Source organism: Bifidobacterium sp. C0047B3 (genome assembly GCF_056590535.1).
This window is the reverse complement of sequence record NZ_JBWPWH010000001.1, coordinates 524,152-548,171: the sequence shown is the minus strand read 5'-3', so window position 1 is coordinate 548,171 and position 24,020 is coordinate 524,152. Positions and strand designations below refer to the sequence as shown.

At 39.3% G+C, this 24,020-nt stretch carries 22 protein-coding genes and 2 pseudogenes; 10 read left to right on the top strand and 14 right to left on the bottom strand.

The window, feature by feature from the left end; genetic code table 11:
- Positions 1–9: 9 nt before the first annotated feature.
- From purB to AC1EKT_RS02055, 10 genes are all read right to left on the bottom strand, one after another.
- Positions 10–1,452, bottom strand: coding sequence for an adenylosuccinate lyase (gene purB / locus AC1EKT_RS02100; protein WP_415689704.1), 1,443 nt, complete (start codon positions 1,450–1,452; stop codon positions 10–12).
- Positions 1,453–1,513: 61 nt separating this feature from the next.
- Positions 1,514–3,121 (bottom strand): alpha/beta hydrolase, encoded by a 1,608-nt coding sequence (locus tag AC1EKT_RS02095; protein ID WP_415683014.1) that lies wholly within the window; start codon positions 3,119–3,121, stop codon positions 1,514–1,516.
- 1 nt (position 3,122) lies between these two features.
- Entirely contained in the window at positions 3,123–3,311 is a 189-nt protein-coding gene (locus AC1EKT_RS02090; RefSeq protein ID WP_415683015.1) for a hypothetical protein, read from the bottom strand.
- Between the two features lie 111 nt (positions 3,312–3,422).
- On the bottom strand, positions 3,423–4,013 hold the full coding sequence (locus AC1EKT_RS02085; RefSeq protein ID WP_415686874.1) for a DUF6466 family protein: 591 nt from the start codon (positions 4,011–4,013) through the stop codon (positions 3,423–3,425).
- Positions 4,010–5,125, bottom strand: a complete 1,116-nt coding sequence (locus AC1EKT_RS02080; protein ID WP_421789921.1) for a vWA domain-containing protein — start codon at positions 5,123–5,125, stop codon at positions 4,010–4,012. The genes AC1EKT_RS02085 and AC1EKT_RS02080 overlap by 4 nt, the downstream gene beginning before the upstream one ends.
- Entirely contained in the window at positions 5,122–6,258 is a 1,137-nt protein-coding gene (locus AC1EKT_RS02075) for a vWA domain-containing protein (protein ID WP_421789919.1), read from the bottom strand. Before AC1EKT_RS02075 ends, AC1EKT_RS02080 begins: the two co-directional genes overlap by 4 nt.
- Positions 6,258–6,785, bottom strand: coding sequence for a hypothetical protein (locus AC1EKT_RS02070; RefSeq protein ID WP_419399282.1), 528 nt, complete (start codon positions 6,783–6,785; stop codon positions 6,258–6,260). Before AC1EKT_RS02070 ends, AC1EKT_RS02075 begins: the two co-directional genes overlap by 1 nt.
- A 1-nt stretch (position 6,786) precedes the next feature.
- Positions 6,787–7,728: a DUF58 domain-containing protein gene (locus tag AC1EKT_RS02065; protein WP_415689712.1), complete on the bottom strand. Its 942-nt coding sequence runs from the start codon at positions 7,726–7,728 to the stop codon at positions 6,787–6,789.
- On the bottom strand, positions 7,725–8,849 hold the full coding sequence (locus AC1EKT_RS02060) for an AAA family ATPase (RefSeq protein ID WP_419399281.1): 1,125 nt from the start codon (positions 8,847–8,849) through the stop codon (positions 7,725–7,727). The genes AC1EKT_RS02065 and AC1EKT_RS02060 overlap by 4 nt, the downstream gene beginning before the upstream one ends.
- An 89-nt stretch (positions 8,850–8,938) precedes the next feature.
- Complete coding sequence (locus AC1EKT_RS02055; protein ID WP_119526688.1) at positions 8,939–9,655, bottom strand: uracil-DNA glycosylase; 717 nt, start codon at positions 9,653–9,655, stop codon at positions 8,939–8,941.
- A 129-nt stretch (positions 9,656–9,784) separates the two neighbouring features.
- Between AC1EKT_RS02055 and AC1EKT_RS02050 the strand changes: the two genes are divergently transcribed.
- The gene (locus tag AC1EKT_RS02050) at positions 9,785–10,459 is read left to right on the top strand and encodes a LytR C-terminal domain-containing protein (protein ID WP_419399280.1); all 675 of its coding nucleotides are present in this window, start codon (positions 9,785–9,787) and stop codon (positions 10,457–10,459) included.
- Positions 10,460–10,658: 199 nt separating this feature from the next.
- The gene (groL, locus tag AC1EKT_RS02045) at positions 10,659–12,284 is read left to right on the top strand and encodes a chaperonin GroEL (protein ID WP_119526684.1); all 1,626 of its coding nucleotides are present in this window, start codon (positions 10,659–10,661) and stop codon (positions 12,282–12,284) included.
- A gap of 101 nt (positions 12,285–12,385) precedes the next feature.
- On the opposite strand, the gene AC1EKT_RS02040 is transcribed toward groL, so the two are convergent.
- Positions 12,386–12,679 (bottom strand): WXG100 family type VII secretion target, encoded by a 294-nt coding sequence (locus AC1EKT_RS02040; protein WP_391495747.1) that lies wholly within the window; start codon positions 12,677–12,679, stop codon positions 12,386–12,388.
- 52 nt (positions 12,680–12,731) lie between these two features.
- Here AC1EKT_RS02040 and AC1EKT_RS02035 point away from each other — a divergent pair, with 52 nt between their 5' ends.
- The 6 genes from AC1EKT_RS02035 to AC1EKT_RS02010 all read left to right on the top strand — a co-directional run bounded on the left by AC1EKT_RS02035 (position 12,732) and on the right by AC1EKT_RS02010 (position 21,173).
- Positions 12,732–13,637 carry a hypothetical protein gene (locus AC1EKT_RS02035; protein WP_415689718.1) on the top strand — a complete coding sequence of 302 codons (906 nt, stop codon included), beginning with the start codon at positions 12,732–12,734 and terminating at the stop codon, positions 13,635–13,637.
- A 75-nt stretch (positions 13,638–13,712) separates the two neighbouring features.
- Entirely contained in the window at positions 13,713–14,453 is a 741-nt protein-coding gene (locus AC1EKT_RS02030; protein ID WP_391495749.1) for a response regulator transcription factor, read from the top strand.
- A 2-nt stretch (positions 14,454–14,455) separates the two neighbouring features.
- On the top strand, positions 14,456–16,426 hold the full coding sequence (locus tag AC1EKT_RS02025; protein WP_421789914.1) for a sensor histidine kinase: 1,971 nt from the start codon (positions 14,456–14,458) through the stop codon (positions 16,424–16,426).
- Between the two features lie 191 nt (positions 16,427–16,617).
- The gene (locus AC1EKT_RS02020; RefSeq protein ID WP_004106732.1) at positions 16,618–17,007 is read left to right on the top strand and encodes a cold-shock protein; all 390 of its coding nucleotides are present in this window, start codon (positions 16,618–16,620) and stop codon (positions 17,005–17,007) included.
- A gap of 17 nt (positions 17,008–17,024) precedes the next feature.
- Positions 17,025–18,449, top strand: a complete 1,425-nt coding sequence (locus AC1EKT_RS02015; protein ID WP_481615960.1) for a DUF3027 domain-containing protein — start codon at positions 17,025–17,027, stop codon at positions 18,447–18,449.
- 150 nt (positions 18,450–18,599) lie between these two features.
- Positions 18,600–21,173 carry an ATP-dependent Clp protease ATP-binding subunit gene (locus AC1EKT_RS02010; RefSeq protein ID WP_415683026.1) on the top strand — a complete coding sequence of 858 codons (2,574 nt, stop codon included), beginning with the start codon at positions 18,600–18,602 and terminating at the stop codon, positions 21,171–21,173.
- A gap of 124 nt (positions 21,174–21,297) precedes the next feature.
- On the opposite strand, the pseudogene AC1EKT_RS02005 reads toward AC1EKT_RS02010, so the two are convergent.
- Positions 21,298–21,378 (bottom strand): annotated as a pseudogene (locus tag AC1EKT_RS02005) (type IIL restriction-modification enzyme MmeI); the annotation flags it as partial.
- 199 nt (positions 21,379–21,577) lie between these two features.
- On the opposite strand from AC1EKT_RS02005, the gene AC1EKT_RS02000 reads away from it, so the two are divergent.
- Both AC1EKT_RS02000 and AC1EKT_RS01995 read left to right on the top strand, forming a co-directional pair.
- On the top strand, positions 21,578–21,925 hold the full coding sequence (locus tag AC1EKT_RS02000; protein ID WP_415689724.1) for a lipocalin-like domain-containing protein: 348 nt from the start codon (positions 21,578–21,580) through the stop codon (positions 21,923–21,925).
- 851 nt (positions 21,926–22,776) lie between these two features.
- Positions 22,777–23,409: a helix-turn-helix domain-containing protein gene (locus AC1EKT_RS01995; RefSeq protein ID WP_415686863.1), complete on the top strand. Its 633-nt coding sequence runs from the start codon at positions 22,777–22,779 to the stop codon at positions 23,407–23,409.
- A gap of 32 nt (positions 23,410–23,441) precedes the next feature.
- On the opposite strand, the pseudogene AC1EKT_RS01990 reads toward AC1EKT_RS01995, so the two are convergent.
- Positions 23,442–23,556 (bottom strand): annotated as a pseudogene (locus AC1EKT_RS01990) (type II toxin-antitoxin system RelE/ParE family toxin); the annotation flags it as partial.
- Positions 23,553–23,867, bottom strand: a complete 315-nt coding sequence (locus AC1EKT_RS01985; protein ID WP_415686862.1) for a type II toxin-antitoxin system RelB/DinJ family antitoxin — start codon at positions 23,865–23,867, stop codon at positions 23,553–23,555. The gene AC1EKT_RS01985 and the pseudogene AC1EKT_RS01990, both read right to left, overlap by 4 nt.
- Positions 23,868–24,020: the final 153 nt, after the last annotated feature.

The window sequence follows — 24,020 nt, the reverse complement described above, 5'->3', positions numbered from 1 at the left end:
ACCGTCTACTTAATCAATAAAGTCCACCAATCGTGAAGCAAATCCAGTGTAAGATTCTGGTGTCATTGCTTGCAAACGAGCTGCAGTATTGGCATCAAAGCTACGAGATTTAATGAATTCTTCTACGTCACTTTGTGAAATATGGTGACCGCGCATTAATTCTTTTACTTGTTCATATGGTCGTTCCATACCAGGCACACCAGCAATTTCTTCAGCGCGCATTGCTGTTTGAATTGGCTCACCAAGAACTTCCCAATTTTCGTCTAATTCTTTTGCCATAAATTCTTTATTAGGATGAATAGAATTCAAACCACCTAAAAGATTATTCAAAGCAAGAAGAGCATAACCGAAAGCTGAGCCAACATTCCTTTGAGTAGTGGAGTCTGTAAGATCACGCTGCCAACGGCTTTCAGTAAGAGTTGCACACAATGTGTCAAACAGTGAGCAAGAAATCTCAAGATTAGCTTCAGCGTTCTCAAAACGAATAGGATTAACCTTATGAGGCATAGTAGAAGATCCTGTAGCTCCCTTTACAGGAACTTGCACAAAAATGCCCCTAGAAATATACATCCACACGTCAACTGCAAGATTATGCAAAATATGGTTTATGTGACTTACAGTGCTATAAAGTTCAGCCTGCCAATCATGGCTTTCAATTTGAGTTGTTAATGGATTCCATTGAAGACCCATTCTATTTTCAACAAACTCTTGAGATACGCTAATCCAATCAACTTCTGGGAAAGCAGCTAAATGAGCTCCAAAAGTTCCTGTAGCGCCATTCAACTTTCCTAGATACTCTTGATTATCAAGATGACGAAGTTGACGACGTAAACGATAAGCAAACACTGCCAATTCCTTACCCAAAGTAGTTGGAGTAGCAGGCTGGCCATGAGTTAACGAAAGCATAGATAAATCTCTATATTCGTTAGCATTCTTAACTAAATAATCAACTATCGCTTCTAAATTCGGACGATAAACGTTTAAAACAGCTTGTTTTACGCAACGAGCAATAGAAAGATTATTAATATCTTCACTCGTGCATGAAAAATGTACTAGAGTTTTTAAATTTGAAAGTTCAGTAGCATGACCAAGCTTATTCTCTGCTTCGTCTAACGCATCGTCAATGTAGTATTCAACAGCTTTAACATCGTGATGAGTAATAGCCTCATGCGCAGCATGACGAGCGATTCCTTCAGCATCAAAATTTTCAGGAATAGAACGCAAATATGAGCATTCTTCATCAGTTAAAGGATTAACACCCTTAACAATTGGCTGGAATTGATTAGCTTCATAACCATTTGCGAGAAGAATCATCCACTCAACTTCTACACGCATGCGCTCGCGATTTAACGCAGGTTCGCTTAAATATTCAACGAGTGCGGATGTTTGATTATGATAACGCCCATCGAGAGGAGTCAGAGCTATTGCAGGAGAAATATCGGTAAGCTTCATAGTTTTAAGGTTACATCATGCTGCGAATTAGCTTAATTTTACTCAATAAGAATTAATTATTTTATTTTTTCATTACTCCTTGCCACAATGTAGTACTTTGCAATTTGCCATTAATAATATTGTTAAAATGCTGATCTTGCTCGCGCACACTTTTAGATCCGAGTTGAAGAGCATCTTCATAAGCTGCAGTATGGTAATGCAAATCATGAGTTAAAGTTCCTTCTTCTGGAACGTCATTAACAAATATTCCGTCATTTTCGAATTTTTTAGTCGAATATTGTTTGCCAGAAAAACGCGTGACTCCAGGAGGTAAAGAACGCTTAGATTCTTTAACATGAATTGCATGACCATGAATAGTCACCCAATTTTTTCCGCGAGGATTCTCTTTGCCGTCTAAAGAAGGCACAATCTCATCGTCCATCTCAATACTAGTAACCCAAGTTTTCTTAGGAATTGGATGATTTGCAATAGGAGATCCAGCAGTAACAACATGCTGTATGTTGTATTGCTTAGCGTAATCGCTTGCAATGCTTGCAGCAACAATACCTCCTTGAGAATGACCTACTAAAGCAACAGGTTCGTTAGGTTTAATGCCAGAACGTTTCATAGCTTCTACGACCATTCGAGTGCTATCAGCTTCTTTTCTAACTAAAGAACTATGACTCATTACTTCTGCGTTTTGTTCCCAACCAAAAGGAGAGTGTGCTTTACCGTCAGTTCCTGGAATTATCACTAACCATGACGAACTGCCATCGTTACGCTTAAACTGTTGAATTGCAATAGTAGCAGCATCTGGATTAACAAGTGGGGGCCTAACACCCAAATTTCCGCTTCCGAGTTCTGTTAAATTTTCTAAAGTTTCAAGCAAATTGCGTCCAGGTCTAGCAAGAACAGATCCAGGTTTTCTCCACGTCTCATTTACTTTAGTGAGAAGTAAATTATTACCTTGCTTTATGTTATTAATAGGCGCGCTTAGATAGCTAATAGCACTAGAGATAAATGGGACAGCTTCTAATAAATATTTTTTAGCATTATATAAAAAGTTTAATGAGGTTTCACGCTCTCCCTTACTTATACGGTCTTTAGCATTTCCAGCAATAAATATTTGCGATCCTGTAATAGGATTTAAAATAAAGTACTGCGACAAGCCACGAATAATTCCTTGTTGCAAACTATTAGTTGCATAGGACCATCTAGCAAGATTTTGGAAACCTGAATGATTTTTATTATCTTGATTAACGGCGAGACCTGCAGACAATAAAACAGGTAAAGCAAGAATAGGGCATGCAAGAACTGATAAAGAAATTTTGTTGTCTAAATCGTTTTTTGCACTAAATTCTGCATCTTCATACAAATTATTTGCTCTTGCAATAAGAAAAGCAAGATTTTCTAAATTTTGAGACATTAAATAACACTTATTAGCATATTCATTGCACATGCTTTCAGTTAAAAATGATTGCGAAGAATCATTAATATATGTTTCTGATTCTTTTTGCAAACTATAATTTTGACTGGCAATAACCATCGCTGCATTAAGCCATAAATTTTTTAGCGTAAGCAATTCTTTAGCAGTATCGTTTAGTTTTCTGGAAAAACTAATATACGCTTCTCTATCAGAAACGCTGAGCTTCATTCCGCCTACAACAGAGGACTTAACTTTCCAAGACATATTATATTCCTCCGCGAATGTTATATAACGCATACGCTTGTGCGGAAATATCTTTCATACTATGACGAAAATGTTCGGCTGCAAGCCCTTGCCAATCTTCTAATTCAGTCGCTGCAGATTCGGCCATAACGCAGCGAGCGCACTCTTGAGTGCGCTGTATAAGCCATTGCCATTCGTAATATGTGTGCATAATCGTTATTACACACGTTTATTAATGAAAAGTCACTAAAAAATATTCAATGTGGTTAAAAGGTTATTTAATGCTTATTGCTTCGCTTATAGATAATCGTTGAAGATTTAATTACCAAGGCTTATTGCTGCTTTCATCAGTTTTAGTACGTTTTTCTGTCTTTTCTGAACCTTGCTGGTCTTCTTGGTCCTGTGAATATTTAGAATCCACATGATCGTTCTGTTTTAGCAAGTTTTCAACTTTATTGCGCTGAGTATTGTCCAACTGAGGCTTAGACGAATCTGACTGCTTTTTATCTTTAGAAGAATTGTTAGAATTATCGTTTTTAAAATGATTGTTATGCTTTTTCGGTTTCTGCTGCTTATTAGTATTGTTTTGATTCTGCTTTAATTTTTCTGTTAACTTTCGTGATAATTCAGCATTTTTGTCAATACTATTTCGAAGTTGAGGAAGCAGTATCATTTCTTGAGATTTAGCATCATCAAATTGCGCATCAGTTTGCTGTTGCTGAGTTAAAAGCACATTCTTGTCGCTATCTATACTCTTGGAAGATTTTATGTTGGAAATAAGGCTATCAGTAGCAGCATTATATGCGTATTGTGCTCTCCAATTTACGATAGCAAAATACGTTACGAATATCGCAATAATCAAGAACAAGAATGTAACAATGCGAATAATTGTGCGACTAGACATGTGCTTCATACTAATTTCCTTGAAGTTATAAACCACGACATTAATTCCCAAATTAAAAGTATCGACGCAAATATTGCAAACGGCCAAATAATTGGTTCAGGTCTCAAACGAGGTTTTGCTGTCTCGTTCATTCTCCATTGGTGTGAAAGAATTGGTTTTGCTTCGTCACCAAATGTTACGTTTAAAGATGAGTGCATATACTTGCCGCTAAGCTCATCGGCAATATTTCGCAAATTCTTTTCATCAAGCTTTGAAATTCCAGGATTTCCTGTAGCAGGATCAATAACCCATTGATTAGAGGTATTGTCTTCGCTGTAGTCGTCAAGTTGCAGCTGTGTTTTTTCCAAAGGTATTTTTGCTCCTTTAGATGAGCCTATTCCAATAACAAATGCGTTAGTAATATAAGCTCTGAGCGATGAAAATGTGCGGCGCTTTCGTTGAGTTGTTTCCTCACCATCGCTTAAAACATACAAAACTGTTGTATCATCTGGATGAGCATCATGTATAGCTTTTGCAGTAAGCAAAGTTTGATCTATAGGAGCGTCAAGACTAGTTCCAGTAGCTACGCTAGTTGGCTCAGTTCGTAGAGTATTTATCCAATTGTCAACTGCTCTAGCATCAGGCGTTAATGGAACATCGACAGACGTAGAAGCACCAAAAGAAATAGCAGCAAAACTTGAGTTAGCATAGGATTTTGTTATTTGACGAATAATATTCCTTGCTGCATCAATACGCTCAATCTTACTATTTTTTGCATAATCAGCGTCTTTTGCTCTCATTGAACCTGTTATATCTAGAGCAATAATCACATTTGTTGCATTTACTGCCCTTTGTAAAGTTGAACGCATAATACTTGGAGATAGCACGCAAATTATTAGCATTATGCATATGCCAATACGTCTTAATCTCATGCAAAAAGTTTCATCACTTGATCCAGGTTTCCTACGTATAGGCACAATTTCAAAAAACATTGTTGCCAACAAAACCAATATTGCAATAATCGCAATAATCCAGCCATATGATGGAGAAAAAACCAACTGACCTGCTTGAGAAGTGTCAGAAGCTTCAGTTTTAGCGTGTGCAAACAGTAGGGTAGTAGCAGAAAATAGTGTTGTTGTCATCGCTTCATCCTCTTTGCAATAGCTAGCCAAATCACAACGCTAAACACAGTAAGCAAAACCCAAAGACCAGGATCGTCGCTAAATGCAGACTGAGCAGCGCCTTGAGGAATTGCAGTATGCCTTTTTTCAATTTCTTTTACTAAATTAATAACAGAATCAGAATTGCGTTGAGAAAGGAAAATTCCGCCATGAAATTCAATAAGCTGTTTCATTTCTAACGTAGTGTCATCATTCTCATTCTGTTTTGCGCCAGAATATAACCCATCGACAGTAATTTTAGCTTGTTTTGTTAAATCTAAAGCTTGCTTTAATGAGTAAGTTTGTTTTCCAGAGACAACATTATCTGTAGCAAGAACAATGGAAGAACTTCTATTAAAACGGCTTTGTATTTTATGGTTATTATGAGCAGAACCATAAATAAAACCTGGAAGCATTGCTGCGCAACTAACTAAACCGTCTCCAATAAGAGATGTTGCGTTTTTGCGATTTTGAGTTCCTTCAAGCCAGTCAGAAATTTCCTGATATTGGCGTTGTTGTAAACGATTAATACGACTTTGCGATTGAACTCCGCCAAGTAAATTTGCAGCATATTGCAATTGTTTTTTAGCTAGTCGATAATCGTCAGTAAGTGGAAAAACTGTTCTAGATGTGGAGTTAAAAATGCTCAATCCAATGCGTTCACCCTGAAAATGCTCAATAAAATTAAGATACGCTTGAATTACTTCGCGATCATATGGTAAAGCAGAACCTGAAACGTCTAAGCATAAAACAATGTCTCTAGAACTGACTTGCTCGTTCGCATTAAACACTCGGGCTGGCCTAGAAGCAACAGCAAGAGCACTGCACAAAGATAGTACCAATGCAGCCGTGGCAAACCTTCTAAACATTCGCCACATATACCATGAATGACTAGTAGTAGTTCCTTGTAAATCATTGTCAAAAGTAAAAGTATAGAATTTTCGAGTAATATTACTAGCTTGACTCTTATACTTCTTTTTTAAAATATTGCTACGAATGGAATCTAAAATTAGTAAGATAGCAAAAATTGCTACAGAAATAACAACGCCTGCAACAAAAATCAGAGGCCATTGCCATCTCCATGGCCATATGTATTCCCAAACATTATTACTCATCAACGTTTGTCCTTCGTTTGCCAGCCTTCAAGCAATACTAAAACCCATTCAGCAGCCTGCTCAACAGTAGTATTTCGCGCTTGCTCGTTTGCTTTGCGATCAGCAAATTCTGGAGGATACAAAGCAGATATTGTTTGGCGTAACATATCAGCACCTTTTTTATTGCGCCATTTCAAACGCAAAGAAGTCAATTCTCCCAAAGTGTGAGTTTGAATATCTTCACCGCTAATCTTCGAAACATAAGATCTAGCAATAGACGCCAATTTTGCACAAGCCTGATCTTTAGTAAGTTCATTGTTATGATACTTCTCAACAATCTCATCAATATCTTTACGCCAAGCTTGTTTGTTTACATTATGAACATGAACTGCTTCTGTAGAATTGCTACTTTCAGATAATTTCTTTGGCTTTTTAAAAGAAAAATATAAAACTGCACAAGCAATAAAGATAACAACAATCGATGCAGAAAGTAGTATTAAAAAAAGCGTTTCATCATGTAAAGGCTTTTGAATATCTTCCAGGCTCATTCTATTCAACCTCCTTGCTAAATGAGTCAGCAAGATAATTTGTACGGCTCACTTTTTGCGCAGAAATATGGAAAACTTCTTCACTTGAAGAACCATGAATTATTGAAGATTGAACACCAAGCAGCATATCGTATAAAGCGTTTATTCTAATATTTCTACGAGCTTCGACTTCATTTTTATTTGATTCTTTTTTCAAAAACGCTGGTACTTTACGTAAAGTAATTCCATCAAATATTTGCAAATCAATTGCAGAATCAAAAGGATTAATAGGAGAAATAACAATAACAACAAGCTTATGGTTTTGCGTAATTTTGCGCAAAGATTCAGCGTTATGAGCTTGTAATGCATACTCGTCAGTTATTAAAACTACCAGACCATTATTGTCAATATTTTTTAGTAGCGAAGTAAGCAACGCATCAATATCTCTAGTATTTTTACGAGTATTAAGCAACGTATAATCTAGATTTCGCTCAAAATCAGAAAAGTTGCTAGCAGCATGAACATTGATAACATTTTTTCCATCTGCACACAACAAAGAAACAGCATCATGACGTTTTAAACTCAAAGACGCAAAAAAGCATGCAGAATTAGACGCAACTTCATACAGTGATTCTCCAGAAACACAAGCTCCATTCATATTTATGCTTGTATCTAAAGCAATCCAAGTATGAGAAGACGAAGTACGCTCTCTAGAAGACACCATAGGCTGTCCAGTTCGAGCGCTCGCAGACCAGTTCATCATGCGAGCTTCATCTCCTGGCTGCCATGCGTGTATGTCAATAACATCACCTGTGCCAAAACGCCTGTGCGAAGGATGATCACCCTCTAATAAGCCTAAAGCTTTACGCGCAATAGGCAAATCAATTCGCTGATCCAAAAGCTCAATTTTGCGACGTACGGCTTTAGCAGGTTCAGATAATACTAACCGCTTCGTACGAATCATGGCACAGGAACCGTCTTAACTAATGCGTCAATTACTTGATCTGTAGTAATAGAATCAGCTAAAGCTTCAAAAGTTAAAAGTATACGATGCCTTAACACTTCATGCGCAAACAATTTAATATCTTCTGGTATCACATAATCACGTCCAGAAAGTAAAGCGTGAGCTTGAGCAATACGGATAAGTGCAATTGATGCACGCGGGCTAGCTCCCATACGAACCAATGAATTAATTGTAGGAAGTGGATGCGTACCTTCACCGCGAGAAGTTGCAACAAGATCAACTACATATTTCATAACTGCTTCAGAAACGTGTATGCGACGCGCTGCAGTACGCATAAAAACAACATCTTGCAAACTTATGCGTTGAGTAGTTAGCTTTGAAGGATCAACGACATCCGATCCGCGTTGAGTAAGTAATTGCAGCATACGAACTTCCTCTTCAGGATTAGGGTAAGTCATAACTGCTTTTACCATAAAACGATCCATTTGTGCTTCTGGAAGATTAAATGTTCCTTCTTCTTCAATTGGATTTTGCGTAGCAATAACCATAAATGGTTGAGGCAGAGGAATTCTTTCGCCTCCAATAGTTGTTGCTCCTTCTGCCATAGCTTCAAGCATTGCAGATTGAGTTTTTGCATTTGAGCGATTAATCTCATCCAACAAAATAACATTTGCATGAATAGGACCAATTTGCGTAGTAAAACGTTGGGAAGCAAAATCAAAAACTTGAGTACCAACTAAATCTGCTGGCATTAAATCAGGAGTACATTGCACACGACGGAAACTACCTGACATAGCTGTTGCAAGAGTTTGAGCAGCAGTAGTTTTTGCGAGACCTGGTACTGATTCAATAAGAATGTGTCCGCCTGCAATAAGAGTAAGAATAAGAGATTCTCGTAAAGCGTCTTGTCCGACTAAAGTTTGTGCAAAACGTGCGCGCAAAATATTTGCAATTTGCTGACAACGACGTATGTCATCACTCGAAATAACTGCATTAACTTGCGCACTTGCATTAGAAACAGCAGACGGTTGAGGTACAGCTGATCCAATGCCAAGCTTAGAAGCAATTGAAGTTTTATCGGTTAACGGTTTCTTCTGTGGTTGCGGTGGAAATAATGCCATAAGTGCTATTTTAGCTGATATGCAGTACTGACACGTTCAAAAATGGCATTTTTATTATCTTTATAAGATAATTTGCAATATTTGGACAGTTAAATTTCTTGAGAATCTAGAGACCAATTAATTGGAGAAACTCCCATATTAACTAAGGCTTGGTTAGCTCTTGAAAATGGATGTGATCCAAAGAATCCTCGCATTGCAGAAAGAGGGCTTGGGTGCGCTGAAGTAATAAGAGTTGCATTCGTTAGCAAAGGAGCCAAACTTTGCGCATTACGTCCCCATAAAATAGCTACAAGCGGCAACGGATTACCATTGCAATCAGTTCTATTGTTTAATGCTCGAATAGCTGCATCGGTTACAGGCTCCCAACCTTTTCCTTGATGACTATTTGCTTTGCCAGCCTCAACAGTTAAACATCTGTTAAGAAGCATTACACCTTGCTTGGTCCAGGGCGTCAGATCTCCACTCTTTGGAGTTTCTACGCCTAAATCGTTTACTAATTCTTTATAAATATTTATGAGACTTTTTGGCAGTGGGCGCACTTTTGCAGCTGTGCAAAAACTTAAGCCCACTGGATGACCAGGCGTTGGATATGGATCCTGTCCAACAATTAAAACTTTAATGCTTTTTAGTGGAATAGAAAAAGCACGCAAAATGTTGTGACTAGCAGGAAGAATATGGTGTCCGCTTTCTATTTGCTCTCTCAAAAACACTCCCATTGCGCGTATTTGCGGCTCAACTGGCTTTAATGCTTCAGCCCAATCAGGATCCATTAGCTCATCTAAAGGTTTAATATTTTGAGGATTCATATTGCTACTGTATGTCAAGGCATAGTATAAAAGTGAATTAATCAAATTTTCTAAATTTGTGCTTTGTGCCAAGCATTAGATAGTATAGATTCATTATTGTTTAAATGATTTTTTATAAGGAGTGCAATTATGGCGCGAGATAATCAGAACGTGTCGTATACGCCTGATGCTTTTGATGAGCCACCAGAGGGACCAGTTGGAGTTCATCGTGGAAATCCTGCGTGGTATGCCGTAATACTTCCTTATTTTGTTACATTAATTGTTGCAGCGGTAGTTGGCATTTTAGTTTGGGCTATTGCTTCTGGAGAAATCTCGCATCTTCCGTTGCCTTGGAACCATCAGCAGCAATCATCTCAATCAGCATCTTCTACTAAGACTTCTGAAAACAAAAAATCTGCTAAAAGCGACGAAGATAAATCTTCTGAAGACGAAGATGATGATGACAACGACAATAAGTCTGAAGAAAATAAATCAGATAAGAAAGATGCTGATGACTCTAAAGATAATTCAGCAAATGATTCTAAAGCACAAACTTCACTAGACAAATCAGTTGCAGTGAAAGTTATTAACGCAACCAAGATAAGCGGTCATGCTGCTGCTGGCGCAGATAAGTTGAAGCAAGCAGGGTACGCAAATGTTACAGCTGGAAATCCAACTGGTAACGTCCCAAGCGAATCTGTTGTTTGGTATAAAGACGATTCCCAAAAGGCTGCAGCTGAAGATATTGCAAAGACATTAGGTATTAGCGCTGTCGAAAACGAAAAAGAAATCGTTTCTCCGATTGTAGTTGTGCTTTGCAAGTGATATTTTTCGCATAAAAATAACCGGTTAGAATTATTTCTAACCGGTTTTTGTGTATAAACGCCAAAAAAGTTGGCACTCGGGTACATAGAGTGCTAATCTTCAAATTAGCACTCAAGCCTTGAGAGTGATAATAAGCAGCTGACGGCTTATTACTCAAGATTGCAGTGAAAAGTCCATAAATAACGTATGTGGAGGAATAATGGCAAAGATTATTGCCTATGAAGAGGACGCCCGTCAGGGTATGCTCGCAGGTCTTGATAAGCTTGCAGACACTGTTAAGGTTACACTTGGTCCAAAGGGTCGAAACGTTGTGCTTGACAAAGCCTACGGCGCTCCAACCATTACTAACGATGGTGTTTCTATTGCTAAGGAAATTGATCTTGAAGATCCATACGAGCGTATTGGCGCCGAACTTGTCAAAGAAGTAGCTAAGAAGACTGATGACGTTGCAGGCGACGGCACTACAACCGCTACTGTTTTGGCACAGTCTTTGGTGCATGAAGGTTTGAAGAACGTTGTTGCAGGAAGCAACCCAATCGCTCTTCGTCGCGGCATTGAAAAGGCTGCTGAAGCAATTGTCAAGGAATTGCTTGCTTCTGCAAAGGATGTTGAGACCAAGGAACAAATTGCTGCTACTGCTACGATTTCTGCAGCTGATCCTGAAGTTGGCGAAAAGATTGCTGAAGCTTTGGATAAGGTCGGTCAGGATGGTGTTGTCACAGTTGAAGACAACAACAAGTTTGGTCTTGATTTGGACTTCACTGAAGGTATGCGCTTTGATAAGGGATATATTTCCCCTTACTTCGTCACTAACGCTGACGATCAAACTGCTGTTCTTGAAGATCCATACATTTTGCTCACTTCTGGCAAGGTTTCAAGCCAGCAGGATATCGTCCACATCGCTGAGCTTGTTATGAAGTCTGGCAAGCCATTGCTTATTATTGCTGAAGATGTTGATGGTGAAGCATTGCCAACACTTGTTTTGAACAAGATTCGTGGCACTTTCAACACTGTTGCTGTTAAGGCTCCAGGATTCGGCGATCGTCGTAAGGCTATGCTTCAGGATATGGCTATTTTGACCGGCGCACAGGTTGTTTCTGACGATCTTGGTTTGAAGCTTGATTCAATCGATGCTTCTGTTTTCGGTCATGCAGCTAAGGTGATTGTTTCTAAGGATGAAACAACTATCGTTTCCGGTGCTGGCTCAAAGGAAGATGTTGATGCTCGCGTAGCTCAGATTCGCGCCGAAATTGAGAACACTGATTCTGATTACGATCGCGAAAAGTTGCAAGAGCGTCTTGCTAAGCTCGCTGGTGGCGTTGCTGTTATTAAGGTTGGCGCTGCTACTGAAGTTGAAGCTAAGGAACGCAAGCATCGCATTGAAGATGCAGTTCGTAACGCTAAGGCTGCTATCGAAGAAGGTTTGCTTCCAGGCGGTGGCGTAGCTTTGGTTCAAGCTGCTGCGAAGATTGAAAAGACACCAGCTATCACAGAGCTTAAGGGTGAAGAAGCTACAGGTGCTGCAATTGTGTTCCGCGCTGTAGAAGCTCCAATCAAGCAGATTGCTCAAAACTCTGGTGTTTCTGGAGACGTTGTTCTCAACAAGGTACGCGAACTTCCAGAAGGCGAAGGCTTCAATGCTGCAACCAACACTTATGAAGATTTGATGGCTGCAGGCGTTACTGACCCAGTTAAGGTAACTCGTTCTGCTCTACAGAATGCAGCTTCTATTGCTGGCTTGTTCTTAACTACTGAAGCTGTTGTTGCCAACAAGCCTGAAAAGGCAGCTGCTGCACCACAAGCTGGTGCAGAAATGGGCTACTAAATAAAAAATAAAAGTAGCTTAAAAATCTAAAACTAAATAGTTTAAGTAAATGGCGACATGCTCAAATAAAGCGTGTCGCCATTTACTTTTTCTCATATTAATCAGCCCATTCCAAATAGCGAAGCAGCTTGTGTTTCAGCATCAAGATACACTCCTGATGCATGTTGCATAGCTTGCTGAATTGCTTCTAGTGATTGTTCCATTTGTTGTTGCGCCGCTCGCCATTGCTGAGCGGTCGACGCAAATTGTGTAGCCGCAGATCCAGTCCACACGCTCTGCAATTGCTGTAAATTGGCATACATCCCGTTGACTGCATCTCTAATTGCACTAACCGAGGTTCCAACGGCTGCCGCAGCCTGCTGAATTTGCTCTGAATCAACTCGAAATTGTGCCATATTTCCCCTCCATTTGTTTTGCGTCTAAATAAACGCTTTTTATAAATTATTTTTGCGAAACATTTCAAATAAATTAAGCAAAGATTTTTATAATGCTACTTTTACTTGTGTGATGTCACGCTATTATGAATATATGCCATCAAAAAAGTACGAAAAAGATTTATGCACCAATGTGGTTAAAAGCTTAGCTTGCACGCGCGTTGCAAATTTTAATTACCAGCATTCTCACTCAAAACTATTTTTAGCTAAACGCGTATTGCTTTTATTAATGGCATTTTTATTTAATTTTTCTTTTATTCTTCCAACTCTTCCAATAGATTCGCTCATATTTTCACCTTTAAATAAAGCAAATACAATTAATGCATATGCTGAAAGTAATGAGAAAAATTCTGGAATAGTTGCAACAGACTCAATAACAGACACAGAAAATTTGCTTGGAGATTCTGTCAGCAAAGTTGCTGACATGATTGATACAACAAAAAAGCGTACAGGAGTAAATGTTAGGCTCTTATATTTGTCTACTTTTGGAAATACAAAAGATCCATCAAAATGGGCTAGTGATTTGTTAATTAGTACGCTTCCAGCTAAAAATACTGTGCTTCTTGCAGTAGCAACTCATGATGGAAGATTAGTTGTAGCTGTTTCGCCTAATTCCGATGAATGGCTCAAAAATAAAAATACTGTAGACTCGTTATCCGATGCAGCTTATAAGCCTTTAGTGAGCACAACTGGAACGCATTGGGATCAATCTGCATTAATGATGATGAAACAAATAATGCGCGCAAAACGTACTTCAACAACTTCTTCTGCAAGTCTCATTTCTACAATTATTATGCTAGTAATCTTGTTGGCATTATTCTCGATAGTTGCAATTGTTCTGTTTAGAAAGAATCGTATACAACGTCAAATACTTGCTGGTGTTAGAAAAGCTCGTAAAAGGCACGCTCGTCACAGGTAAAAAATATTCTATAACTTGTTTTATTTTCAGCAATTATTCAGGAAACATTCAGCTTGATAAGTGATGCTAATCAATATGAGTAAGAACGTTGAAGCATCTATTGTTGTGGTCGATGACGAGCCATCAATCCGTGAACTTTTGGTAGCGTCTTTGCATTTTGCTGGGTTTGAAGTAGAAACTGCTGCATCCGGCTCAGAAGCTGTTGAAGTAATTGAGCGAGTAAATCCAAATCTTATCGTTATGGATGTTATGCTCCCAGATATTGATGGTTTTACTGTTACGAGACGTATTCGTCAAAATGGAATTAAAGTTCCTGTATTGTTCCTAACTGCAAGAGACGATACGCAAGATAAAATTATGGGTCTAACCGTTGGTGGAGATGACTACGTTACAAAGCCATTCAGCTTGGAAGAAGTAGTGGCAAGAATACGAGCAATTCTTCGCAGAACACAAGAACCTGATGAAGAAACTCATATTATAAAAGTTGCTGATCTTGAGATTAACGAAGATTCTCATGACGTAACTCGATGCGGTGTGCCAATCGAACTTAGCCCAACTGAATACAAGCTACTTCATTATCTTATGGACAATGAAGGTCGAGTTCTGTCAAAGAGCCAGATTTTGAATCACGTATGGCAGTACGACTGGGGCGGAGACGCAGCAATCGTTGAATCTTATATTTCTTATTTAAGAAAGAAGATTGATGGCATTGAAATTACTGACGATTCAGGAAAGCCGCAAAAAGTAGTTCCTCTTATTGAAACTAAGCGTGGAATCGGTTATATGATTCGAGAACCTAAGGCAGGTCAAGCCTAATCATGCAATCTAGTAATAATAACAACGATAATACTGAATCAACTATTAGTAGCGGTACGAATAATAGCTCTATTAATAGCTCTAGAGATGATTCAGATGTTAGCACTGCTGAAAAAAGTGTTGCGATAACACAAAGCAAAAGCGACAAAAAAGACAAAAAAGACAAAAAGCCTCGTAAAACCTGCTGGTTGCGTCGTCGCATAAATGCAATACCACTGAGTACGCGTTTAGTCGCATGCACTCTTGCTATTTTAACTGTAGCCGCTTTTTGCATATCGCTTTCAATTCAGCAGCTCGTAGGAAATTATTTGCTAGAAAAAACTGATGCGCAATTAGCTGGTCAAGCGCAATTTGTTTATGACAATGTTGATTCATTGCGCATGAAGAACTCAAATCAATCTTCAATAGGTCCAAATAATTACTTTTTGCAAGTTAGGGATACGCATAATAAAGTTATTTCCACTCCATTAATACCAAAAATTAAAGGATCGCTTGTTTCGGTTCCTAAACTTCCACCAGACGGTTTTGATAGTAAAAAAATTGTTACACGCAAACCTTATACAGCACCTGCAATCGTTAAAGGAAACGCAAATAAAGTAGATGCAATCACTAAAAAAGCTGCAAAATCGCCGTGGAGAGTTTTAGTATTAACGTGGGGTAGAGGCAACGACTATAACTCAGAGTTAAAATTTAGCGGTTATGTCTATATTGCTTTATCTCTTAGCGATCAAATTGACACAGTTAGCACACTTACTCGTTACTGCATAATGGTGAGTATTGCAGTTATTTTGTTTGGAGCAGTATTTGCAGCAATTATTATTCAATCAGCTTTAAGACCGTTAAAAAGAATTGAAAAAACAGCTTCAAAAATTGCTTCTGGAGATTTAAGCAAACGAGTTCCATCTGCTCCTGAAAATACTGAGGTTGGATCTTTAGCAGCTTCTCTTAACTCTATGCTTGCTCGTATTGAAAGAGGATTTAATGAGCAAGAAGATATGACAGAAAAAATGAAGCGATTCGTCTCGGATGCAAGTCATGAATTACGTACTCCATTGGCTGCAATTCATGGATATGCTGAATTGTACACAATGTGGCGCAAAATGCCAGGGGAGCAGGAGAGAGCAGATGACTCTATTGCTCACATTAAAGCTTCTAGCGAAAGAATGACTGAGCTAGTAGAAGATTTGCTTTCTTTGGCGCGTTTTGATGAAGGCCGTGGAATTAATATTTCGCAGCAAGTCAGCTTGTCTCCAATACTTTCTGACGCAGCTAATGATTTACATGCTCTTGATCCTGCTAGATCCGTTCAGCAAGGCTATTTGACTATTTCGGATGAGTGGAAGCTTATGAATTGCACAAATTGCAATTTTGAGCGTAAGCTCCAATTCCATGCTGGAAAACTTCCAAGTGTTATGTTACTTGGCGATGGTGCTAGATTACGACAAGTAATGACAAATATTGTAGGAAATATCCATAGATACACTCCCGTTGATTCTCCTGTAGAAATTGCTGTAGGAGTTATGAAAGCATCTATAACTCCAGACGAATTATCTAAATTACCTTCCGTAAGAGAATCATTGAAGGAGTTTTTGGAAGCAGCGGAAGTCAGCCAATCTACTGATACGGGTCATAAGTATGCCGTAATTCGAGTTGTTGACCATGGTCCTGGAGTTCCAGAAGAATCTTTGTCTAGAATTTTCGAGCGTTTCTATATTGCTGACCCATCAAGAGCTAGAGAAAAAGGTGGAACTGGCTTAGGTATGGCAATTGCGCAATCTGTAGTAAAAGCACATCATGGTTTTATTTGCGCAACTATATCTTCTCCATCAGAAGCATCGACCAATTCTAAAACTAACCTTGATGACACTATGGACGGGTCTGAGCCGATAGATGTTAAACCTCATGGCTTAACTCTTACTGTAGTGCTGCCAGTTAATGAGATTGAAGATCCTTCTAAACTTGTTAGCGATTAAAATATTGGCATTAGTAACACTTGCGTAGGTTAAAAAAATTTTATTGCCCGCGTGTATGCGCTACAATGTAATAAGGAAACAAGTAATAATAATATTTGGTACACTATCTATAGACCTATCGCATATGCTGATGCTTTATGCCTTGTGCACTTCAGCATGCGAAATGAGAATTATTTGGAGTGAGGTGTGTTATGCCCAATGGGCGCGTGCGTTGGTACGATACGCAGAAGGGGTACGGCTTTATTGTTGGAGACGATGGTAAGGATGTTTTCTTGCCAGCAGCAGCATTGCCAGTTACTGTAAAGACTTTGCATAAGGGTACGAGAGTTGAGTTTTCTGTAATTGAAGGTCGCAAAGGACCACAGGCGATGGGTTTGAATGTTATTGCAACAGCGCCGTCGCTTGTCAAGGCTACTCGTCCTAAAGCCGAAGATATGGCAGCTATTGTAGAAGATCTTATTAAGCTTCTTGATTCTGCTGGTAATGGTTTGCGTCGACGTCATTATCCATCAACTGCCGAAAGCAAAAAACTTGCTACATTGTTGCGTGCAGTGGCAGATAATTTTGACGTTCAGGAATAGTGTCTGGAATATTATTTATGACTGATGAAGTGATGGATCCACAAGAACTAGCTAGAAGTATAGCTGTGGAAACTTCAGAACGTACTGATGCAGTAGGTGATTTTGTATCTTCTACAGAGCTTGGTGACGGAGTTACAGACTTTCGTTTCGTAAGCAATTTAGTTGGGTATGAAGGCTGGCAGTGGTCAGTTACGTTGTATCATGATGAGGAAACGCAACGTTGGACTGTGAATGAATCAACGCTTGTTCCTACTGAAGATTCTTTGCTTCCACCACCATGGATTCCATGGAAAGACCGCTTGAAACCAAGTGATCTTTCTGTAATGGATTCTATTGGCACATCTGAAGACGATTCTCGACTAGAAGATGGCTTCCGTCAAGTAAATAATATTGATGATAATAATTCTGAAAAGAATATAGAATCAGCAAATTCAGATGATAATTCTGAGTCTAAAACTGAGGATGACGCTAAAGCTAATACTGAAGCTGAAGATAATACTGAAGCTAATACTAGCGAAGAAGATGCAGACACAAACGCAAACGCAAACGCAGAAAAAGATATTAATCAAAATCAAGAATCTTGCGATGCAAATAATGATTTTGACGAAGATCTTGAAGAAGCTGTTTCAACGCTAAGACTGTCTCGCAGACGAGTAATGACTGCGGAAGCAATTTCGCAAACAGCTAAACGCTGGTACGCAGGTCAACATGGTCCAAAGTCGTTGTCTACAAAAATTGCCGATGGCAAAGCATGTTCATCATGCGGATTCCTCATTCCTCTAGCTGGAAGTTTAGGCTCTATGTTTGGCGTGTGCGCAAACATGTGGAGCCCAGACGATGGGCGAGTTGTCTCGCTTGATCATGCTTGTGGTGAGCATTCTGACATTGAACCACCTGAGCCATCGCAGCTTTGGATTCAATCTGAGCCTGCATACGACGATTATCATATTGACATTTTGCAACAAGCTCCGCGAGATGAGCGAGCAGACGTTGAGCTTATTGAGGAAGCAATTGAAGACAGTAAGATGCATCGTCGTAAGCGCAGAAAACTAGATTCAAAATTGCGCAACAAAAAAGAAGCCTCAACAGATAAAGATGAACAAAATAATTTATCTGAACCTGATTTAATTGACAATTTAACTATTGACGAAAAATCATATGAAAATAATGATGACAAAAATCGTGAAATTGAAGTTGAAAATCAAACTGAAAAAATTGAAGAGACTGTAGCTAATGAATCTGAAAAATCTGAAAAATCCCAAAACGATACAGATTATCCTGATTCTTCAGAAGTAAACTTACTAAACGAAAATTCTGTTACAGAAGAAATACCATTAACAGAAAAAGTTGAAGAGCCACAAGAATCTGAAGACACTTCAAAAACTACAGCATCCGCATCAATGCGATTATATAAAAGAAAATCTCGCAGACAGCATAAGTAATTATGCAGAAACGAAAACATGAATATTTAGGTTCATCATGCATGACTATTGTGATGCTATGGAATGCTGTACGAATGAGTAAATATATACGACGCTTCGCGTCATGGCGACTCGTTACCATGGAATGAAAGAAAAGAACGGAAGGCAGTTATGTTTGAACGGTTCACTGATCGCGCACGACGCGTGATTGTGCTAGCTCAGGAAGAGGCTCGCTCACTTCAGCACAATTATATTGGTACTGAGCATATTTTGCTCGGGCTTATTCGCGAAGGTGAGGGTATTGCCGCGAAAGCGTTAAGCTCAAAAGGCGTAGACCTAGAAGGCACTCGCAAACAGGTTGAAGAAATGATCGGCAAAGGCACTGTTTCGCCTGCTGGTCATATTCCTTTTACGCCTCACGCTAAGCAAGTGCTCGAACTGAGTTTGCGCGAAGCTCTTCAGCTTGGCCACAGTTATATTGGTACTGAGCATATTTTGCTCGGGCTTATTCGCGAAGGCGAAGGAGTGGGCACGCAAGTACTTATAAAGATGGAAGTTGATCTTGGAGACTTGCGAAGCACTACTGTTGATTTAATTCGTGGAGATAATGCTCCTAATGGTAGCGAGAAGGGCGAGTTAGCTAATGCTGGAAGTGTGCAAGATAAGCGAAATCAATCCGGCTCTGCTCTTCTTGATCAATTTGGACGCAATTTAACATTTGAAGCTCAAGAAGGAAAGCTCGATCCTGTTATAGGTCGTTCTGAAGAAATTGAACGCGTTATGGTTGTCCTTAGCCGACGCACGAAGAATAATCCTGTGCTTATTGGAGAGCCTGGAGTTGGTAAGACTGCAGTTGTAGAAGGTCTCGCACAGAAAATCGTTGAAGGCGATGTGCCTGAAACGTTGAAAAATAAGCAAGTTTATTCTCTAGACTTAGGTTCAATGATTGCAGGATCTCGCTATCGTGGCGATTTCGAAGAGCGCTTGAAGAAAGTGCTTAAAGAAATTAAAACACGCGGCGATATTGTGCTTTTTATTGATGAAATTCACACTATTGTTGGAGCAGGTTCTGCTGATGGAGCTCTTGGCGCATCCGATATGCTTAAGCCAATGCTTGCGCGTGGAGAGCTACAAACAATTGGTGCTACTACTACTGACGAGTATCGCAAGTATATTGAAAAAGATGCTGCTTTGGAGCGTCGTTTCCAGCCGATTCAGGTTCCAGAACCTACAATTGCTGAAACTATCGAGATTCTTAAAGGATTGCGTTCTCGCTACGAAAATCACCATCATGTAACTATTACCGATGGGGCTTTACAGTCTTCTGCTGAGCTTTCTGATCGTTACATTCAAGATCGTCACCTTCCAGATAAGGCTATTGATCTTATTGATGAAGCTGGTGCGCGCTTGCGTATTAAGCGTTTGACTCAGCCACCTGAGCTCAAAGAATTAAACCATAAGATTGCTAAGATTTCTGAAAAGAAAGATGAAGCAATCAAGCAGCAAGATTTTGAAGAAGCTGCCAATCTTCGCGACGATCAAGAAAAGCTTGAGAATGAAGCTGCAGAGAAGGAAAAGGCTTGGCGTGAAGGCGAGTCCAACGTCAAGATGGTTGTTGACGAAGACATGATCGCTTCCGTTGTTTCAAGCACTACAGGCATTCCTGTAGTAAAGCTTACTCAAGCGGAATCGCAGAAGCTTCTTCAAATGGAATCTGAACTTCACAAGCGTATTGTTGGTCAAGATGAAGCTGTGTCTGCTTTAGCTCGCTCGATTCGTCGTGCTCGAGTTGGTTTGAAGGATCCTAAACGTCCTTCTGGCTCGTTTATTTTTGCTGGTCCTACTGGAGTTGGTAAAACTGAGCTTGCCAAGGCACTCGCAAACTTCTTGTTTGATGACGATAATGCCTTAATTAGAGTTGACATGTCAGAGTTTGCAGAAAAGTATGCTGCATCTAGGCTTTTCGGTGCTCCTCCTGGATATGTTGGATATGAAGAAGGTGGCGAGCTTACTGAAAAAGTTCGCAGGAAGCCATTCTCCGTTGTGCTTTTCGACGAGATTGAAAAAGCTCACCCAGATATTTTCAACACGCTTTTGCAAGTGCTTGATGACGGTCACTTAACAGACGGTCAGGGTAGAAAAGTGGACTTTAAGAATACGATTATTATTCTTACCACCAATCTTGGTACTCGCGATATTGCGAAGGCTGCAAACACTGGCTTTACGCTTGGAAATAACGCTGATTCCACGTATCAGCGCATGAAAGATCAGGTTAATTCTGAGCTTAAGCGTCATTTCCGTCCAGAGTTCTTAAACCGTTTGGACGACACTATTGTATTCCGTCAGCTTACGGAGCCAGAAGTTCGTCAAATTGTTGATATGGACGTGAAGTTGCTGAACGACAGGCTGTTTGACCGTCACATGTCTCTAGAAATTACGGATGCCGCTAAGAATTTGCTTGCACAGAAAGGCTTCGATCCTTTGCTTGGTGCGCGCCCGTTGCGTCGCGTAATCCAGCGAGATATTGAGGATACTATTTCTGAAAAGATTTTGCTTGGTGAACTTTCTGACGGCGAACACATTAAGGTGGATGCTGAAGGCGAAGGATTGCTTGGTGAGTTCACAATTAAAGGCGAAAAGTTTGAGACAATAGACACAACTGCTGTTGTTGCTACTGAAGATAGCAAGTCTGAAGATAGCGAAAAAGAAAGTAGCGCAGCTAAAGAAGATAGCAACAAAAAGTAAGTAAAGCTACGCAATAACTAACTGAATACATTAAAAGCCCGGCGAGTAAATCTCGTCGGGCTTTTCTACTGTGTTTTTCTACTGTGTTTTTATATCTCAATTTTAGTCATATCTAACTCGTCGCGAGCTCGTCGTGAGCTTTGCGCAAATCTTGAGGCATGTATGTTGGATCATACAAGTCTGCTAAGGATTGTCCTAGGTGATTCTCGCTTTTGCCCTTAATTTAGCGTTGTTCAACGAAGGTTATCGTTAAAAGTTTTAGCGCGCTGCGACTTTAAGCTGGGTTCCTATAGTACTTGAGTGTAATTATTGACGACTAGTAAAATACATATTATATAAATAACACTTAGGAGGGCATGAATATGAAAAAAGTAATTTGTAAATTCTCATCCTCTGCTTTAATTATGATGCTATTGCTGAGTTTTTGCGTTTCATTAGCAGGTTGTGGTAGTTCATCTAAAGTTGCAGGAACTTGGTATGAATATAATCCAGATCACGACTATGCACATCCTGAGCGTATTTTAAAAATAAAAGATGACGGTACATACATATATACGAACAATGATGGCACATTTTCTGGAACTTGGAAGCTCAATGATTCTGTAATTACATTTACTGAGGATTCTTCTAAATTTACTTCTTCTGGTGTTTTCTCAAATACACACGAAAACAAAAGAGGGAACTTCATAACAGTATGCATAATTCCAGGTAAAGGGGATACTGTCGGCGAATACGTTTTTGAACGACAATGATTTTATCATTCGTATTTTTATTCTCCTATAGAATATATAATTCTTACAAATATTGAGCAATTTGCAGATTTTATAAGACTGTTTCCATGGTGGGTGCGACTATATGTCTGCTCAGAAGTAGTGCACTACGTTAGTACGCTATGTTCACCAGCTTAGCTTTACGCACTTTGGCCGCTTACACCGAGTTTGGCATGGGTAAGCGTAGTCGTTGGTATTGTTCTTACAGATATTGTTCTCGTTATCAAGTAGCACCCACGGAAAAGAACCGCAGTAGCTGCATAAGATTTTGTGAGACTGTTTTTCTTCTTTGAGCAAAAGGCTCTGCGCGCGTCGAGAGTGTTGTTTTTATGCTGATAGTTACGCAATGCATAATAATGTGATAAAAAACACTAAAATAAGTATAATAATGTGATTAAATGCACCAAAACATATATAATAATGTGATATATGATAAAAGATAACGCAAAATATACCTGACAACAAACATATGTTTCCGTTGCCTTATTCCGTACGTTCGTTGTTGGGGATTGGCATGAATGAGATCAGAGCAATGAGGCGGATATCGGTCTTCGGCGCGTTGTGTTGTATGGCTCGTGCACCTTGGATTTTGTACGTTCTATGTTAGTTTTGTATAAATTTCTTTTGAAACAGGTATTTTCACATAATTATGTGCGCGCTTGCCAAGAAAATGCCATGTTACGATTCGTAACGCTTGTGTTCTCGTTCGTTCCTTTTCTATTCATATGTTGCTCGTTAGCATGTAATTACGCAGTGCGATTATTAATTGCATTACGAGCAAAACAAATAATCGTTAAGAACGAAAACTCATAGCCAATGAAAGGAGTTATACGATGTTGTTAGGAGAAAAAATCAGAAATGCGCGCGTGGAAGCGGGTTTAACTCAGGAAGAACTTGCTGAAATGATTATGGTTTCGCGTGCTGCGGTAGCGAAGTGGGAAGGTGGTCGCGGTCTGCCGGATGTTGCAAATTTGAAGGTGATTGCGGATGCGCTGGGTGTTACTGTCGACTATTTGTTGGATAAAGACAATGCTATTGATTTGTCAATCATTAAGAAGCCTATTGATTTAGCGAAGTATGGTCTTAATGCAAAATTGGGTGTTCGTAAGAAAATCAAGATGAAGGAACAAATTATTCGCGATGAATATGCAGACGCTGAAATTATTATGCTCACTGTGACGAAGTTTATTCCAAATTCGTCTGAAAAGTTTATGGATAATTTTATCGGGTGTATTACTACTTTGTTCGATGGTATTCCTTTGTTTGATACGTTTGCATTCGGTAAAGCGGTAGAGAGTATTGGCAGTGAACAGTATTACTTGGTGAATAAAAAAGAAAAGCAATTTTTTGTGCTGATAACGGATGAGTATATTATTAGCAGAATGATGCGAGTAAAGTTCACTGATAAGAAGATGTGTGTTGGGGATAAGGAATTTACGCAAGTTGGTAAGTTGCGTGATAAGTAAGAACTGGTAGTTGGTTGGGAATTGGTCAGAAGAATGTGGTTTTCTGCCGTTTTAGGAACTTGTAATGTAAAGCGAATATATTCCGTATAGCTCAGTGAGATCAAGGAACGCTTGCGGAGAATAAATGACGCTATAGGTTGTGCTCATACGCCGTATTCCTTAGCGAAGAATTTGTCTACTTCGTCTGCACTGTATTGTTTGCCAGTCGGAATAGAGTCGATGCCTTTTTGTAATTCTTTATCCAACTCATCTCTTGTTAAGCTGCCTAAAGCAGTAGGCTTTTCTTGCTTATTAGTTGGCAAGCGGAGTTCAAATGGCATGCCTTTTTGTAAAACAATCTGGCTGTAAAGCATTTGGATTGCTGAAGATGGTGTTATTCCAAGCTGGTTTAATATGCTTTCAGCGTTTTCTTTAAGATTTGTATCGATTCTTGCATATACAGCGTTCGTGTTTGTCATTGCGTTCGCGTCCTCTCTGTGCTTATTTTACAAAATAGTTGCAAGCATACGCAAGCATATGAAAGCAAAAGTTTAACTACTATTTAAATTAGGATGAATGAAGTGAAGTCATTGCAAACAGAATTGAGAGCATCACCATTTTTTTAAATACGA

Coding starts and splice junctions, on each gene's coding strand:
- AC1EKT_RS02095 (WP_415683014.1), bottom strand. CDS start 3,121: ATGTCTTGGAAAGTTAAGTCCTCTGTTGTAGGCGGAATGAAGCTCAGC.
- AC1EKT_RS02050 (WP_419399280.1), top strand. CDS start 9,785: ATGGCGCGAGATAATCAGAACGTGTCGTATACGCCTGATGCTTTTGAT.
- AC1EKT_RS02015 (WP_481615960.1), top strand. CDS start 17,025: ATGACTGATGAAGTGATGGATCCACAAGAACTAGCTAGAAGTATAGCT.
- purB (WP_415689704.1), bottom strand. CDS start 1,452: ATGAAGCTTACCGATATTTCTCCTGCAATAGCTCTGACTCCTCTCGAT.
- AC1EKT_RS02065 (WP_415689712.1), bottom strand. CDS start 7,728: ATGATTCGTACGAAGCGGTTAGTATTATCTGAACCTGCTAAAGCCGTA.
- AC1EKT_RS01985 (WP_415686862.1), bottom strand. CDS start 23,867: ATGACAAACACGAACGCTGTATATGCAAGAATCGATACAAATCTTAAA.
- AC1EKT_RS02075 (WP_421789919.1), bottom strand. CDS start 6,258: ATGAGTAATAATGTTTGGGAATACATATGGCCATGGAGATGGCAATGG.
- groL (WP_119526684.1), top strand. CDS start 10,659: ATGGCAAAGATTATTGCCTATGAAGAGGACGCCCGTCAGGGTATGCTC.
- AC1EKT_RS02090 (WP_415683015.1), bottom strand. CDS start 3,311: ATGCACACATATTACGAATGGCAATGGCTTATACAGCGCACTCAAGAG.
- AC1EKT_RS02085 (WP_415686874.1), bottom strand. CDS start 4,013: ATGAAGCACATGTCTAGTCGCACAATTATTCGCATTGTTACATTCTTG.
- AC1EKT_RS02020 (WP_004106732.1), top strand. CDS start 16,618: ATGCCCAATGGGCGCGTGCGTTGGTACGATACGCAGAAGGGGTACGGC.
- AC1EKT_RS02070 (WP_419399282.1), bottom strand. CDS start 6,785: ATGAGCCTGGAAGATATTCAAAAGCCTTTACATGATGAAACGCTTTTT.
- AC1EKT_RS02055 (WP_119526688.1), bottom strand. CDS start 9,655: ATGAATCCTCAAAATATTAAACCTTTAGATGAGCTAATGGATCCTGAT.
- AC1EKT_RS02080 (WP_421789921.1), bottom strand. CDS start 5,125: ATGACAACAACACTATTTTCTGCTACTACCCTACTGTTTGCACACGCT.
- AC1EKT_RS01995 (WP_415686863.1), top strand. CDS start 22,777: ATGTTGTTAGGAGAAAAAATCAGAAATGCGCGCGTGGAAGCGGGTTTA.
- AC1EKT_RS02030 (WP_391495749.1), top strand. CDS start 13,713: ATGAGTAAGAACGTTGAAGCATCTATTGTTGTGGTCGATGACGAGCCA.
- AC1EKT_RS02000 (WP_415689724.1), top strand. CDS start 21,578: ATGATGCTATTGCTGAGTTTTTGCGTTTCATTAGCAGGTTGTGGTAGT.
- AC1EKT_RS02010 (WP_415683026.1), top strand. CDS start 18,600: ATGTTTGAACGGTTCACTGATCGCGCACGACGCGTGATTGTGCTAGCT.
- AC1EKT_RS02025 (WP_421789914.1), top strand. CDS start 14,456: ATGCAATCTAGTAATAATAACAACGATAATACTGAATCAACTATTAGT.
- AC1EKT_RS02060 (WP_419399281.1), bottom strand. CDS start 8,849: ATGGCATTATTTCCACCGCAACCACAGAAGAAACCGTTAACCGATAAA.
- AC1EKT_RS02040 (WP_391495747.1), bottom strand. CDS start 12,679: ATGGCACAATTTCGAGTTGATTCAGAGCAAATTCAGCAGGCTGCGGCA.